At 63.9% G+C, this 15220-nt stretch carries 10 protein-coding genes and 3 rRNA genes; 3 read left to right on the forward strand and 10 right to left on the reverse strand.

What is annotated here, in order from left to right; all coding sequences use genetic code 11:
• Positions 1-92: 92 nt before the first annotated feature.
• From PX52LOC_RS12320 to rrf, 3 genes are all read left to right on the forward strand, one after another.
• Positions 93-1597 (forward strand): 16S ribosomal RNA (locus PX52LOC_RS12320).
• A 616-nt stretch (positions 1598-2213) separates the two neighbouring features.
• A 23S ribosomal RNA gene (locus PX52LOC_RS12325) occupies positions 2214-4967 on the forward strand.
• Positions 4968-5059: 92 nt separating this feature from the next.
• A 5S ribosomal RNA gene (gene rrf / locus PX52LOC_RS12330) occupies positions 5060-5168 on the forward strand.
• Together the 16S, 23S and 5S rRNA genes form the textbook arrangement of a ribosomal RNA operon.
• A 389-nt stretch (positions 5169-5557) precedes the next feature.
• On the opposite strand, the gene PX52LOC_RS40430 is transcribed toward rrf, so the two are convergent.
• The 10 genes from PX52LOC_RS40430 to PX52LOC_RS12370 form a co-directional block, all read right to left on the reverse strand.
• Entirely contained in the window at positions 5558-5911 is a 354-nt protein-coding gene (locus tag PX52LOC_RS40430; RefSeq protein ID WP_168218951.1) for a transposase, read from the reverse strand.
• Complete coding sequence (locus tag PX52LOC_RS40435) at positions 5908-6120, reverse strand: transposase (protein WP_168218952.1); 213 nt, start codon at positions 6118-6120, stop codon at positions 5908-5910. The genes PX52LOC_RS40430 and PX52LOC_RS40435 overlap by 4 nt, the downstream gene beginning before the upstream one ends.
• Before the next feature lie 44 nt (positions 6121-6164).
• A complete protein-coding gene (locus tag PX52LOC_RS43840; RefSeq protein WP_168218953.1) occupies positions 6165-6659 on the reverse strand; it encodes a transposase domain-containing protein in 495 nt (164 codons plus the stop codon).
• Between the two features lie 54 nt (positions 6660-6713).
• Positions 6714-7817, reverse strand: coding sequence for an IS66 family transposase (locus tag PX52LOC_RS12345; RefSeq protein WP_149110382.1), 1104 nt, complete (start codon positions 7815-7817; stop codon positions 6714-6716).
• Between the two features lie 22 nt (positions 7818-7839).
• On the reverse strand, positions 7840-8208 hold the full coding sequence (gene tnpB / locus PX52LOC_RS40440; protein WP_168218954.1) for an IS66 family insertion sequence element accessory protein TnpB: 369 nt from the start codon (positions 8206-8208) through the stop codon (positions 7840-7842).
• Entirely contained in the window at positions 8202-8561 is a 360-nt protein-coding gene (gene tnpA, locus PX52LOC_RS40445) for an IS66 family insertion sequence element accessory protein TnpA (protein WP_168218955.1), read from the reverse strand. Before tnpA ends, tnpB begins: the two co-directional genes overlap by 7 nt.
• Before the next feature lie 1370 nt (positions 8562-9931).
• Positions 9932-10390: a peptidase associated/transthyretin-like domain-containing protein gene (locus PX52LOC_RS12355; protein WP_149110384.1), complete on the reverse strand. Its 459-nt coding sequence runs from the start codon at positions 10388-10390 to the stop codon at positions 9932-9934.
• 26 nt (positions 10391-10416) lie between these two features.
• On the reverse strand, positions 10417-11439 hold the full coding sequence (locus PX52LOC_RS12360) for a DUF1559 family PulG-like putative transporter (RefSeq protein WP_149110385.1): 1023 nt from the start codon (positions 11437-11439) through the stop codon (positions 10417-10419).
• A 79-nt stretch (positions 11440-11518) separates the two neighbouring features.
• Positions 11519-13417, reverse strand: coding sequence for a sigma-70 family RNA polymerase sigma factor (locus PX52LOC_RS12365; RefSeq protein WP_149110386.1), 1899 nt, complete (start codon positions 13415-13417; stop codon positions 11519-11521).
• Positions 13418-14053: 636 nt separating this feature from the next.
• Complete coding sequence (locus PX52LOC_RS12370; RefSeq protein ID WP_168218956.1) at positions 14054-15139, reverse strand: FG-GAP repeat protein; 1086 nt, start codon at positions 15137-15139, stop codon at positions 14054-14056.
• Positions 15140-15220 lie beyond the last annotated feature (81 nt).

Below are 15220 nucleotides of genomic sequence, written 5' to 3' on the forward strand. Positions count from 1 at the left end.
TAATCCTGGCCGGCCCGCGGAAGATGAGTTGAACCGAGCAACGAAGCAGGCAAACACTTAAAAGCGTTCGGCTTCGGCCGAGCAACGATAAACTTTTGAAGGGTTTGATTCTGGCTCAGAACGAACGTTGGCGGCGTGGATTAGGCATGCAAGTTGAGCGAATCCCCGCAAGGGGGGAAGCAGCGTAAGGGGCAGTAATGCGTGGGGATTTACCCCGGGGTCTGGCATAGCCCTTCGAAAGAAGGGGTAATTCCAGATGACGTCGTGAGACCAAAGGTCCGCCGCCCCGGGAGGAGCCCACGTGATATTAGGTAGTTGGTGGGGTAACGGCCTACCAAGCCTGAGATGTCTAGCGGGTGTGAGAGCACGACCCGCGCCACTGGCACTGAGACACTGGCCAGACACCTACGGGTGGCTGCAGTCGAGGATCTTCGGCAATGAGCGCAAGCTTGACCGAGCGACGCCGCGTGTGCGACGAAGGCCTTCGGGTTGTAAAGCACTGTCGAGGGGGAGAAAAGGGTTAAACTTTGATCTATCCCTGGAGGAAGCACGGGCTAAGTTCGTGCCAGCAGCCGCGGTAAGACGAACCGTGCGAACGTTGTTCGGAATCACTGGGCTTAAAGGGCGCGTAGGCGGGCTGCCAAGTCTGCGGTGAAATCCCCCGGCTCAACCGGGGAACGGCCGCGGATACTGGCGGTCTCGAGGGAGATAGGGGCAAGCGGAACTGTGCGTGGAGCGGTGAAATGCGTTGATATGCACAGGAACTCCGGTGGCGAAGGCGGCTTGCTGGATCTCTTCTGACGCTGAGGCGCGAAAGCTAGGGGAGCGAACGGGATTAGATACCCCGGTAGTCCTAGCCCTAAACGTTGAGAACTAGGTAGTAGACACGACTTGGGTTTACTGCCGAAGCAAAAGTGCTAAGTTCTCCGCCTGGGGAGTATGGCCGCAAGGCTGAAACTCAAAGAAATTGACGGGGGCTCACACAAGCGGTGGAGCATGTGGCTTAATTCGAGGCTACGCGAAGAACCTTACCCAGACTTGACATGTTCGAAAGAGTTAGCAAGTAGGACCCGGAAACGGGAACGAACGGTATCCAACCCGGAAGCTAACACAGGTGCTGCATGGCTGTCGTCAGCTCGTGTCGTGAGATGTCGGGTTAAGTCCCTTAACGAGCGAAACCCTTACCATTAGTTGCCAGCGGGTCGTGCCGGGGACTCTAGTGGGACTGCCGGTGTCAAACCGGAGGAAGGTGGGGATGACGTCAAGTCCTCATGGCCTTTATGTTTGGGGCTGCACACGTGCTACAATGGCGTGAACAAAGGGACGCGAAGTCGCGAGACCAAGCCAATCCCAAAAAACACGCCCCAGTTCAGATCGAAGGCTGCAATTCGCCTTCGTGAAGTCGGAATCGCTAGTAATCGCGGGTCAGCAACACCGCGGTGAATGTGTTCCTGAGCCTTGTACACACCGCCCGTCAAGCCACGAAAGGGTGGAGCGCCCGAAGCCTACTTTACCGTAGTCGAAGGTGATACATCCAATTGGGACTAAGTCGTAACAAGGTAACCGTAGGGGAACCTGCGGTTGGATCACCTCCTTTCTAAGGATAACCATCCAAGGCCGTGCCTCACACGCACGAGCCGACAAGTCCTCACCCACGTAACGTAACGCTACTAACTTGCATCGATAGATGAAGCCCTGCCAGGAAACTGGCAGGGCTTTTTCATCCAACAATACACTTGGGTCGGGGGTTCGAATCCCCTTTCTCCACAGAAGGTTCGGGTCGGGTGGGTCGGTGCCGCGGGAAGGATAATTCCGCGGGTGGTTGACGGAGAGCCGACCCGGCCCTAAGATGAAATCACGCAAGAGACGGAAGTGTAAGTCTGCTAAAGACTTGCGACGAATCTGGCGATGAAGGGTGAGCGGCCTCGGCCGCAAACCCGGGGTTGGAGGGGACGGCGACGCCGGACCCTGCGGCCCCGAACTGTCGATCTTTGACAACTTGGTGAGTACGAAATCGCATCAAACATCGCGTTCGGTGGGCGGCCATCGGGCGGGATGATTTTGTTCAACGATTTCTCGAGCACGAGCCTTAGAAGAAGAACGAAGTGATCGTCGTTCCCAGTCGCTACGGAGCGGGTGGGAGGGGATGAAATAGCGTGCAGTGCTTACTTCTCTTGTTTCGTGGTAACGCGGGGCGAGGGGGTGAGCAATGTGGCCAAGCTATTAAGGGCGTGTGGGGGATGTCTTGGTGCTAGAAGGCGAAAGGGCGTGGAAGACTGCGATAAGTCCGGTGGAGCTGTCAAACGAGCTTTGATACCGGAATACCCGAGCGAACCCAGGGAACTGAAACATCTCATTACCTGGAGGAAGAGAAAGAAACCTCGATTCCGTCAGTAGCGGCGAGCGAACGCGGAACAGCCTAAACCGGAGGGGCTTGCCCTTCCGGGGTTGTAGGACCGTATCATCGACCTGAATCCTTAACCGAACGGCGTGGAATCGCCGGCCACAGAGGGTGAAAGCCCCGTACGTGACAGGGGGACAGGCGTAGCGGTATCCTGAGTACGACTCAACACGTGAAAGTGAGTCCGAATCGGCGGGGACCATCCCGCAAGGCTAAATACTCTCTAGCAACCGATAGCGAAAAGTAGCGCGAGCGAAAGATGGGAAGAACCCCGACAAGGGGAGGATACTGAACCTGAAACCACATGCCTACAAGCGGTCGAAGGGCAACGCGGCAACGCAAGCCTGACGGCGTGCCTTTTGCATAATGATCCGACGACTTATCGTCACCAGCAAGGTTAAGCGGCTCTGCCGCGTAGCCGAAGGGAAACCGAGTCTTAACGGGCGTCAAGTTGGGGGCGGTAGACGCGAAACCACGTGATCTACGCATGGCCAGGATGAAGTGGGGGTAACACCCCATGGAAGACCGAACTCATTTGGGTTGAAAACCGATGGGATGAGCTGTGTGGGGGATTGAAAGTATCATCAAACGTGGAGATAGCTCGTTCTCTCCGAAATAACTTTAGGGTTAACGTTCGACTAGTTGGCGCCGGGGGTAGAGCGACTGATTTCGAATGGGGGCCTACCCGGCTACCCATCGAAGCCAAACTCCGAATACCGGTGTACCAAGGTCGGGCAGCTAGACTGTGGGGGATAAGCTTCATAGTCGAGAGGGGAACAACCCAGATCACCTGCTAAGGTCCCCAAGTCATACTCAGTGCGAAAGGAAGTTGAACCCCGGAGACAGCCAGGATGTTGGCTTAGAAGCAGCCACCATTTAAAAAGTGCGTAATAGCTTACTGGTCGAGGGGTTCTGCGCCGATAATGAACGGGACTCAAGTATGACACCGAAGCAGTGGGTGCAGTAATGCACGGTAGGAGAGCGTTGCAGTTGCGGCGAAGGTGTACGGACAACGGGCACTGGAGCGGCTGCAAGTGATTATGTCGGAATGAGTAGACGATAAAACGGGTGAGAATCCCGTTCGCCGTAAACCTAAGGTTTCCTGGGGAAGGTAAATCCGCCCAGGGTTAGCCGGTACCTAACGCAAGGCCGAAAGGCGTAGCGGATGGCCAGCAGGTTAATATTCCTGCGCTCGTCGTGCACTATGGGACGCAGAGTCCGAGACCAGTAGGCTTATTAGATTGCCTCAGGGCGTTTAAGGTCCCGATATGGTCAGAGACACTGCCAAGAAAACCGCACGACAACCGTACTAAAACCGACACAGGTAGGTGAGATGAATATTCTAAGGCGCTCGAGAGAACTCTCGTGAAGGAACTCTGCAAGTTAAATCCGTAACTTCGGGAAAAGGATTGCCCCCATCCGTGGGGGTCGCAGTGAAAAGGTTCTGGCGACTGTTTACTAAAAACACAGGTCTGTGCGAACACGTAAGTGGCGGTATACAGACTGACGCCTGCCCGGTGCTGGTAAGTTAAGGAAGAGGGTTAGCCGTAAGGTGAAGCTCGCAACCGAAGCTCCAGTAAACGGCGGCCGTAACTATGACGGTCCTAAGGTAGCGAAGTTCCTTGTCGGGTAAGTTCCGACCTGCATGAATGGCGTAACGACCGGAACACTGTCTCCACGAGAGACTCGGTGAAATTGTAGTTGTCGTGAAGATGCGACATACCCGCAGCTAGACGGAAAGACCCCGTGAACCTTAACTGTAGCTTGGTATTGGGTTTAGACCCAACATGCGTAGCGTAGGTGGGAGACTGTGAAGTGCGGCTTTCGGGTCGCACTGAGTCGTCGATGAAACACCACCCTTGTTGTGTTTGAATTCTAACGACGTTTACTGAACCGTAGCGTCGGACCGTGCTAAGTGGGCAGTTTGATTGGGGCGATCTCCTCCCAAAAGGTAACGGAGGAGTGCAACGGTACCCTCAGCCCGGTTGGCAATCGGGCAGCGAGCGTAAACGTAGAAGGGTGCTTGACTGCGAGCCCGATAGGGCGAGCAGGGACGAAAGTCGGCGTTAGTGATCCGGTGGTCCCGCATGGAAGGGCCATCGCTCAACAGATAAAAGGTACTCCGGGGATAACAGGCTTATCTCCTCTGAGCGTTCATAGCGGCGAGGAGGTTTGGCACCTCGATGTCGGCTCATCACATCCTGGGGGTGGAGAAGCTCCCAAGGGTTCGGCTGTTCGCCGATGAAAGTGGTACGTGAGCTGGGTTTAGACCGTCGTGAGACAGGTCGGTCCCTATCTGCTGTGGGCGCAGGAAATTTGCGAGGCTTTCTCCCTAGTACGAGAGGACTGGGAGGGACGCACCGCTGGTGTGCCAGTTGTGGCGCTAGCCGCATCGCTGGGTAGCTACGTGCGGAATGGATAAACGCTGAAAGCATATAAGCGTGAAACTTCCCTCAAGATCAGATTTCCTTGAAGACTCCTGGGAGACGACCAGGTCGATAGGCCGGGTGTACAAGTGCAGCAATGCACTCAGCTAACCGGTACTAACAGTCAAACGTTTGGCCACATTGCTCGTTCTCTCACTCGTGACGCCCGAGAAGTCGTCGACGATTTCGTACTCCCAAGTTGCATCGATATACCTCGATACAGTTGCGACTTGCCGGTGATCATGCCCGAAGTGGTGAACCCGTTCCCATCCCGAACACGGCCGTAAAACCTTCGGGGCCGATGGTAGTCCGTCCAGGGCGAGAGTAGGTCATTGCCGGCATCATCCCAAAGCCCCCGGTCTGAAAACAGACCGGGGGCTTTTGTCTTTTCCAGATCCATTTCCCGAAATTCTTCCGCACATCCTTTCCTGTTTTCCATGGTCGCTTGGCCACCCCGACACAGAGTTAATGGGAGAGATCAAAATCAAAGCTCTTTCGGAACAGTCCACCTCGGTTTCCTTCACCACGATCCTGAGGAAGTCGTCGGCATGGTATTCCGTTGGGACCGAGCCGACGGGAAGATCATCTAACCCGCGGTCTGGGGCGCCGGCAAATGCGGGTGGGCGCGGACGCCGTGAACTAGCAAAGTATGTTTTGTTTAACGTCGAAGCCGTCGTGACCGACCGAAAGACGGGGGCGATGGGCATGATCCACGTCCCCGAGGCGGCCGTTAGAGTATTTTCACTCTCTCTCTTGTGAGACGTACCCGGCGTGGAGGATGTAGTTCCAGCACTCGCCCGCCGGGAGCCAATCCGGCACCTCGCCACAGGACGCATCGCACGCCACCTTCGTCCGCGACTGCCGCGCGGAGTTCATTCTTCGCCTTGGCGAACACGTGCTCGATCGGGTTGAGGTCCGGTGAGTATGGGGGCAGGTATACGACCGTCGCCCTGGCCTCCACGATCGCCTCCCGGACGCCGGTCACCTTGCGGCTCGACAGGTTGTCCATCACCACGATGTCGCCCGGCTTCAACGCCCGGACCGGTTGTTTTTCGACGTAGGCCCGGGAGACGGCCTCGTTCACGGCCCCGTCGACGACGAGCGGGCGACCAGGCCGGTGGCCCGCAGGGCGGCCATGAACGTGGTCGTCCTCCCGTGCCCGTGCGTGACGGCCTCGACCACCCGCCGGTTCGTCGGCCCCCACCCGTACCGGCGGGTCATGTTTGTCTTCACCCACGCCTCGTCCAGGAACACGAACCGGTCGGGGGGCGGTCCCGAGCCGCTGGAAGTCACGGAACGCCTTCCGCCGGGCGGCCACGGCCCGCGTTGCTCGGCCGCTACGAGTTTTTTTTTTGAACGAGATCCTCAGGGCCCGCAACGCCGCCCACAGGGTGGCGAGGCTGACCGGCACGCCGAGGTGCGCGCGCAACGCGGCGAGTGTCCGGTTCGGGTCGGCGGCGACGGCCGCCCGGAGGTCGGCCTCGTGCCGGCGATGGAACGGGACGCGGCGGGGGATCGGCGGGCGGAAAGCGTCCGGCGAGTTGGTCTGTCGGCGTGCGTGCGGGGTCGGCACCGGTCGGACTACGACGGTCGCCAGCGGTCCGGGAGGAGGTCGGCCACGTCGCGGCGTCGGGCGGTCGGGTCGGGAGATGGGTCAGCAGGTCGCGGAGGTAGGCCCACGGGTCGTGCCCGTGCCGCTTGGCGCTCGCCACCACGGTGAGCAGGACGGCCGCGGATGACAGGCCGTTGTCGCCGCCGACGAACAGCCAATTCCTTCGCCCGACGGCCAGCGGGCGGATGGCCCGCTCGGCCGGGCCCGTTGTCGGTGGCAAGGTGATGATCGTCCACGTACCGCACCAGCGTCGGCCACTGGTTGACGGCGGACGTCACCGCCTCGCCCCGCGGGCCCGCCTCGCCGATCCGCCGCTCGACGTCGTAGAGAGTGCGGGCGACGGCGATCGCCTCCGCGGCCCGCGGGTCATTGCCCCTTGCGTCGTGGAACCCGCGGCGGGCGTGCATCCCCAGCCGCCGACGTGTCGCATGCCCCGGTGGACGGAGTCGTACCCGGCGTACGCATCGGCCTGGACGAACCCGGTGAACCCGGCGCGGAACCGCGCCGGGAACTCTTGGGACCGGCCGGGGGTGAGGTCGGACACGATGAACGGGACGGCGGCGTCTCCGAGGTACGCCCAAGCGTAGGCCGTCCGCCGGGGCCGCAAGAGCGTCACGGGTGTCTCGTCGGCGTGGATGGCGTACGACCGCTTCACACGGGCGACCATCGCCCGGTAGACGGGTTCGAGGGCGGCCGCGCACCCGCGGACCCAGTCGCACAGGGTGGACCGCGGCGCGACCAGCCCGTGCCGGGCGAGGATGTGTTCGAGGCGGTGGAGCGGCAGGTGACCGACGAACTCGGACACGGCGACGTGGGCGAGCAGTCCGGCCGCGACCGACGAGCGGGGGATCGGCTCGGACGGGAGTGGCGGGCGGGCGAACCGCGGGTCGTGGCCGGCCCGCTCGCACCCCGGGCCGGCGAAACTGACCCGAACCGTTCCCCGAACGAACACGGACGCCGGGCGGTCGTCGTACCGCCGGGCCGGCCCGCCGAGGCCGACCCGGACCCGCATCTCGCCGCCGCACGGGCACGCCTGCGCGGCCTCGGACAGGTCGATCCCCACCCGCTCGACGGGCAGGTCGGTGGCGACGGGACGGCGACCGTGCCCGCGGCCGCGGGGCGGGTTCGAAGGCGGGTCCGACGGCCGGGGCAACCGCGACACGCCGGCCTCGACGCCGGGCGGGGGCCCGGCGTCGAACAGGGTCGGGCCGACGACCCGCTCGGAGGTCCGGCCGAACGCCATCTTGACGAGGCGGTCGATGTGGGCCTGTTGCCCCTCGATCGTGCGTCGCAGGTCGGCGACGACGGCGTGCAATTCGGCGACGGTCGCCCGCAGATGGGCATTCTCCCGGTCGAGTTCGACTTCCCGCGGCGTCATGCCGGGGGTACGCGCGACCCGGTCAGACGGTTCTCGGATTCGCCGGGTCGGGCCGGGCGTACCGCTTGCGGGACCGCGCGGCCGCCGGATCGAGGCCGCCGAGGATCATGGCCAGTTGGGCCGGGGTGACGACGACTCCGACGCCGCCGGCGGCCGGGAAGGCGAACGTCCCCCGCTCCAGTCGGCGGAGGTACAGGGCGAACCCGTCCCCGGCCCACGCCAGCACCTTGAGCCGGTTCCCCTTGCGGTTCTTAAAGACGAACAAATCGCCCGACGCCGGGTCGCGGCCGAGGGCTGAGGCCACGACCCCGGCGAGGCCGTCAATTCCTTTGCGGCCGTCTTGGGGTTCCACGGCCAGGTAGATGGCCCCGGTCGCGCCGAGGGTCAGCACGTCGCCCCCCGGATCGCGGCGACCAGCCGGACGACGTGGGCCGGGTCGGCCGTGACCGGCACGCGGAGGACGACCACGCCGGGCCGGACGATCTCCGCCGCCGCGTCGGCCAGGATGCGGACGGGGACGAACCCCCGGGCCGGCGGGACGTCGGACGGCGACGCCGGTCGTCCGACGGGACTCAGGCCGAGGGCCTTCCGCCACGTGTAGAACCGCTTCTCAGGGAGGCCGCGGGCCGCACAAAATGCCCGGACGGACAGGCCGGACGTTGCGAACGCGGCGACCGTGTCCCGCCAGAATTGTTCGCGGTCGAGGGGGTCGGTCGGCGGGGACGGGATCGGGGTGTCGGACACGGGTGCGCCTCCTCGGGTTGAGAAAGCCACCATCGTAACCTGCTACGCAAGGCGTCGATTCGCCGGACGCTTTCCCCGCAGGTGCCAAAGCTGGTTCGGTGCCGACGGCGGGATCGGGTTGAACGCGACCCCGCGGCCATTTTCGCCCGCCACTGGTTCGCCCGCTTCACGGCCTTGGCGATCGCCTTGCTGTAGCTGTCGGCGGTGTAGAGTCCGGTCGGCTTCCGCTTTGGGTCGGCCTTCCGCTCCCGGGCGTTGCGCCACGGCCAACAGCCAGAGGGGGGCTTCGTGTTCGCCGCCCGTAACGCCCGGAACTCGGCCGCCGCCGCAGAGAACAGGTACCTACCCGGGTCATCGCACGCGGGGCGGAACTTGCACAGGTCCCCGGGCCGCATCCCGTCCACCGCTGGAACGCGGCCATCGCGCGAAGCGTGGGCGTCATGTGCGGCAGGGTCACGCGGTAGTCCCCCTCATCGACCTGCAGGACGGGGTCCGACTCCCGTGCCGGGGTGCGGCCCCGGCGGAGGCCGCCGAGGGTGCGCAACACCTCGTACCGGTCGCCGGGCAGCATCTCGCGACACGGCCCACTTGAAGCACCGCCGGACCCGGTCGACCCGGTAGTTGACTACCCGCCGGCACCATCCCCGGCCCGAAGTCGGCGGCCGGCGTCGGCCCGAACAACTGGCGGAGGACGCGGCTTGCCGTCCGGCTCCTAGTAGTAGCACTTCGCAGTGCAGCCAGAACGCCAGGATGATTTCGTTCACCGAGAGCGCCAGCGATATAGGGGCCGGCCGGGGCTTCACCTCCTCAACGGGCGTGTCCCGGCTGAGGCCTTTGATCACTTCGGCGTACCGCTCCTTCGACTCGGCCGAGCCGTACGGGCCGAGGTAGATCGTGTGGCGGGTGCCGTCGGGCCGGGTCATTACGACGCGGGCCTGACCGGACATTTTGTGGAACAGGCAGGAAGGGATTCGCTTCGACACGAGGCAACCTCCGTCGAAGTGTGGTAGTCACTACCACACTTCTCGGGTTTCTCGCCGCGCCACCGTTGTGATGGGTTGAGCCTAAAGGCTTCGTCTTACACGGTTTTCCGTCCAGTGCCCCAGGCAGGAATTGAAACTGCGACCTAGTGTTTAGGAAGCGTCCTGCTGTTCGGCAAAGCCTGTCGTGAGAAAACGATTGAAAGCAAGCATACCCTGCGAAGTGATGAAGCCGTATCTGTAACAAAGTCCACCAGGCTCAATCAAAGTCTATCGGAGTCGGATCGAAAATAGGAAAACATCGGAGTTGATTCGGTGGGGCGTGATCGAGGTAATCGGTCACGCCCCACCGCGGCCTTCTACCGTCGAAAGCCTCTCCCCAACCCGCGATCAATCGAGGCTGCATTCAATGATGGGGGAGGGGCCTTCGACCTGTGCCGTCAGCGACGACGTCAGAGGGTCCGCGTACTTGGGCGGGATCTTGAACCACTGCCCCTTCAGGGGCTTCGGGAGTTCCTCGACTCCCTGGGCCCGCCGGGCCGCCTCGATTTGTTTTTTTACATTCGGCGGGACGGGGAGTTCGAAATACGGGTCGGGGCTGTACACCCCGATCCGCACCGCCCCAACCGGGACGTGGCGGACGGCGAACGAACCGTCCGTTTGGATCGCGCCGTAGTACGTGATCTGGTCCGACCCGATCACGCTCACGGTCCCGTAGACGACCGGGCGACCGCGGTACGAAACCTTCCCCGCTACGTCGGTGCGGGACGGCCCGCACCCGGCGAAGACCGTCAGTCCGATCACCGTGAAAAGACGGGCCACCCATTTCGGAACGGTTCTTTCTCGCATCGGGCTCCTCCGGTTGGGTGGGGCTGCTACTCGTTCACCACTTCGCCGCCGTTGATACTGACCATCGCCGGCAACACGGTGACGCCGGCCGCGAAGAGGAAGGTGCGGACGCTGCCGTCGCCCAACAGCCACGTCCCGCCGCCGGGGTGCGGGCTGTTGAACCGGTCCTGGCTGCAGACGTTGTTCGGGGCGAACGGGTCGTACCGGGCGGGGAGCGAGGCGGGGCACGCGGTCAAGGTGATCGCGCCGCCCGGGCCGACCCCGCCGAACGAATTTTGGTTGGGGAAGGCGAGGAGCGTGTGGTAGTCCGCCCCCACCCAGGTCATGCCCTTTTGCGTGACGTGCCGTTCGCCCACGGCGAGGGTGTTGCTCAGACCGTCGGTGACGTGGACGGCCGCCACCCGCGGGCGGACGCCGGCCGTGGGGCCGAACGGCGTCTTGACCGGGAACATGCCGTTCGAGGCGTTCATCCCGATCGGGCCGGTCGATGGGTCGGTGTTCTCGTCGCCGCCCGTTAGGCCCGCGTAGCTCGTCCGGGTCAGGGGCGTCGTCGGGTCCGTGCCGGCGGTCGGCTCGACGGCACTCGGGCAGAGGAAGATCGGGACGCCCACCGCAGCAAGCGACGAATAACCGGCGCTGATGTCCGCGGTCGTGGACTTGCCGACGACCAACGCCTGGGCGTTCCCCTGTTCGATGTACGGGAGGACGCGCACCATCCAGCCGCCGATCGACTCGGGCGAGATGCCGGGCTGGTCGGCCGGCTGGTACTCCAGGAAGGCCGGCATTTGCGCGCCGCCGAGGCTCGGGCTGAGGCCGCCGGGGAAGGTGGACCGGGCGGCGGGGAACCAGGTGTTGGCGTCGTGGTAAGCGTGCAGGGCGAGGCCGATCTGCTTGAGGTTGTTCTGGCACTTGGCGCGGGCCGCGGCCTCCCGAACTTTCTGAACGGCGGGCAGGAGCAGACCGATGAGGATGGCGATGATCGCGATGACGACCAACAGTTCGATCAGCGTGAAGGCCGGGCGGCGCCGGGCGGAATGGGATGAACGCATTTTAGAATCTCTCCCCGGAATGGATAAGGGCAATGAGAGGATTGACTTCGATTCGCGATCGGTGAGACTCCGTTGGGGATCACCGACCAAGGTTACGGTGCCACTCGGCGTCCAACTCGGGGAGAGATTTGCCGGTGTACTCCTTCCATACGTCTGCGCTGTAGTGCCCGCTCCGCAGGGCGTCGTTCAAACGCCGAACGAGACTCAGATCGTAAGTCTCGGTCACGTAGTTCAGGAAGTCGGCCGTCTCCCGCGAATCGCCGTCGTACCGGGCGGTGGCGGGGTCGGGGCGTTCCAGAGAGTTCTTTTCGAACTTGAAGAACCGAACGTAGTCCGCCACCCCGTGGACGAGCCATCCGGGCGTCGCCCGGCCGCCGTAGGCCTGGACGACGAACGAGGTCGCGTGGACCACCGCACCGACGTCGGAAGGGTTGGCCTGGAAGTACCCGGCAGACGCCGTGATCCGGTTGCCGGACGTGCTGACCAGGGCGTCCGCGTCCCAGCGGACCGACAGTAGAACCCGGGGCGGCGGGACGAACCCGTCGCTGGCGAGTTCGTCGCAGATCACCGGGTAGAACTGCTCGCACGCCCGCGCCGCGCGGCCGGCCCACTCGGTCAACGCGGGGGCGTCGGTCGCGTCGACCACGAATTCAACGGGGTAGCGGAACACGGCGACGGCCGGGGCCGAGTCGATGGTGATTTCGCGGATCAGTAGGGCGTGCGGTTCCGGGGCCGTGACCCGAACGCGAACCGCGGTCACCGTCCGCCCGTTCGGGTTGGCCACCGCCTCGCCGCTTTCAAATCTGCCGAGAGGTTGGAACTCTCGACCGTCGTCCGAGACCTCGAGCTGCCCGTTCGTCAGGAACCCGTGGCCGGTCGGGTCGCCGGTTTGGATGCGGAGCGACTTCACCGCAACCGGGGCGTCGAACGTGATCGTGAAGTGGTCGGCCGCCCCCGGGCGGGTCGCGGACATGAAACAACTGAGCGGATTGCCGTCGAAGGCATACTGACGGATGAAACCGTCGCGGCTCGGCAACGTCGTTCGGACGGAGGCGAGCACGGCGTTCAAGGCCGTGTCGTCCCGCGGGGCGGACCGGGCGACTTGTGCCGGGACCATTTTCGTGCCGGCCCGGCCGAACGAGTCGGCGAAGAACGCGGCCGTGCCGATGCACCCGCTTACGACCAACAAGCCGACGAGAATCTTGACTTTGGCGGCCGCGACGGCCAGGGATTGACCGGCCAGAGCGAGAGCGGCCGGCGAGACCAGACCCGAGGCCACGGGGGCACCCGACCCGAAGCTCGCCGCGGCGGCCGTCGTGTTCGATGCCAGAGCGACCGGGACGCCTGCCGCGGCCGACCCGCTGGCGAGTAGCACCGTCATCCCCGCGAGGGAGAGCACGACGCCCCGCTTGACCAGGCGGGCGTGCAGCAACTCGCGGGCGTGGTGGAGGCGGCGCTTGACCGTGCTGGCCGAGCAACTGAGCTGCCGCGCAACTTCGTCGCCGCTCATCCCCTCCATGCAGCAGAGCAAGAGTGGCTCGCGATACTCTTCCGGGAGGGCGAGGATTTCCTCGTCAATGGTGGCGAGCAACTCCCGCCCCGTGACTTCGGCCAGGGCGTCCCCGTTCGGCCGGATCGGGCTGCGGGCGTCGCGGATTTTGCGACGGGTCCGGTTCCGCCGAACCTCGCGCGACAGTCGGAAGGCCGTCTCGTAGAGCCACGTGCCAATGGACTCGCGCCACGTGACCGCCTTCACCTTCCGGGCCAAGACGAGGAAGGTGGCCTGAAACGCATCTTCCGCGTCTTCCCGCGCTTCGAGCACCCGTTGGCAGACCCGCAGCACCATCGGTCCGTGGCGATCCAAGACCGCGGCGAAGGCCGCCGCGTTGTTGTCTACCCCAAAGCGGTGGAGCAACTCGCCATCCGTTACGTACCCGTCGGCCGCCGCGGGATTCAATTGTTGCTGACCGTTCGACACGCTCCCCCCGATCGAGTCAACCACTCGGTTAACAGCCGATAACCCACTTCAAAAGCCTTACACTTGGGAGAGGTCAGCGCTTACGGGATTTCGGATAGTGGTTAATGGCCACGGGGCCGAAACAAGGTCAGGAATTTTCAACTTTTCGTCGGCAACATCGAAGATGGGCGGCATCCTTCAAGTCGCACCACGTACCAACACGATTCAGGCCAAAGGGAGTCGGCGACTTCTCAATTGTAACAAAGTCTACTAAACCCGCAAAAGGGGTGGTAAGGACTCCAAGCTCGGGGAACAGGGTACGGCACCGGCGATCGGTAGAATGGCTCACCCCTCACTACGAATAGGCCTAGCAATACGGGAGAAACGAAAGAGACGTGTAAACCACTCGTACTTGCCGAACTGCTTGTTTTCAAGGCATTCGAAGGTAGGCGTTACCGCGGCGGGTGGGCCGCGGTAACGCCTACCTTCGGGCCGGCGGGCGGAATCTTCCCGCCCACTCGGGCCGACCGCACGGCCCCAAGAGTCGGCCGCGTCGCTATCGCGATGTGGTCTGCGATGACTGTTCACCGGCGTCCGCGGCGAATTCGGGGCCGGGAGGGCGGATGACTCGGAACGCCCGCCCGGCCGGGCATTCGGTCAGCCGACGTGTACGCCGCCGTTGAACGACGAATCGAAAGCCAAAAAGCTTTCGATCTCGGCCTGCGTGGCAGCGTCGAAGACTTTCACCTGTGACCCACGGGTCGAGCCGGAGATGATGTCGGCCCGGTCGTCGTCGTTCAGATCCGTCGCGGCGACGAACGCGCCGTTGAGAGGCGAGGCGGGATAGGCGATCAGGTCCGCGAGCGAGCGGGCGGTGCCGCCGAGAATCGCCGCCCCGTCGAAGATGCGCACGGTAGACGAATCCCCCCGGCCGGTGACAATGTCGGCGGACCCGTTGCCATCGAAGTCGCCGACGCCGACCGTGACGCCGCCGCGGCCAGTCGGGTCGCCGGCAAAGAAGCTGACCCGTTCGGTGCCCGTTAGGCCGTCGAAGGCCCGGACGTGTGTTCCGCCGCCGACACCCGCGCCCGTGACAATTTCGGCGCGGCCGTCGGTGTCGAGATCGCCGCCCGCCACGAACACACCGCCGGTGAAATTGGGACTGTACGCGAAGAAGTTGTTCACCAGTCGGAGGTCGGTTCCGTCGAACACCTTGACGTGCGGGCCGCCGCCCGGCCCGGCGCCGGTGATGATGTCGGCCCGGCCGTCGCCATCCACGTTGGCGAGTCCGACGTGGACGCCGCCGGTGAAGCCGGCGTCGTAGGCGAAGAAGCTGTCGACTTCCGCCCCGTTCGAACCGTCGAACACCTTGACGTGGGGTCCGCCGCCGGGGCCGGCCCCGGTGACGATGTCGTCGATGCCGTCGCCGGTCACGTCCCCCGTTGCGACGGACACACCGCCCCCGAAGTTCGCGTCGTAGGCCAGGAACGAGCGGACCGGGTCGCCCGCGGCATTGTAAACCTTGACGTTCGGCACGCCCCCCGGGCCGGCACCGGCGGCGAGGAAGTGCTCGGGATCGAACCGCAGTGCCACCACGCCCTGCGGGTTGGCCGTGCCGGGGACCGGCAGGAACAACGGGCTGGCCGACTGCGTCAGTCGGCCGTCTGTCCCGATCGCGAGAACGTGAAGGGCGTTCCCGGCCGGGTTCAACCCGCCCGCCGTCTCGTGGTTGACGACGTACAAGAACCGCCCGGTGTGGTCGGTGGCCAGTTGGAAGGGGGTGGTGTCGAAGGTGACCGGGCTGGAACCGGGGGGGGACTGGGA

The sequence above is a fragment of the Limnoglobus roseus genome (assembly GCF_008254045.1).
Classification (GTDB): domain Bacteria; phylum Planctomycetota; class Planctomycetia; order Gemmatales; family Gemmataceae; genus Limnoglobus; species Limnoglobus roseus.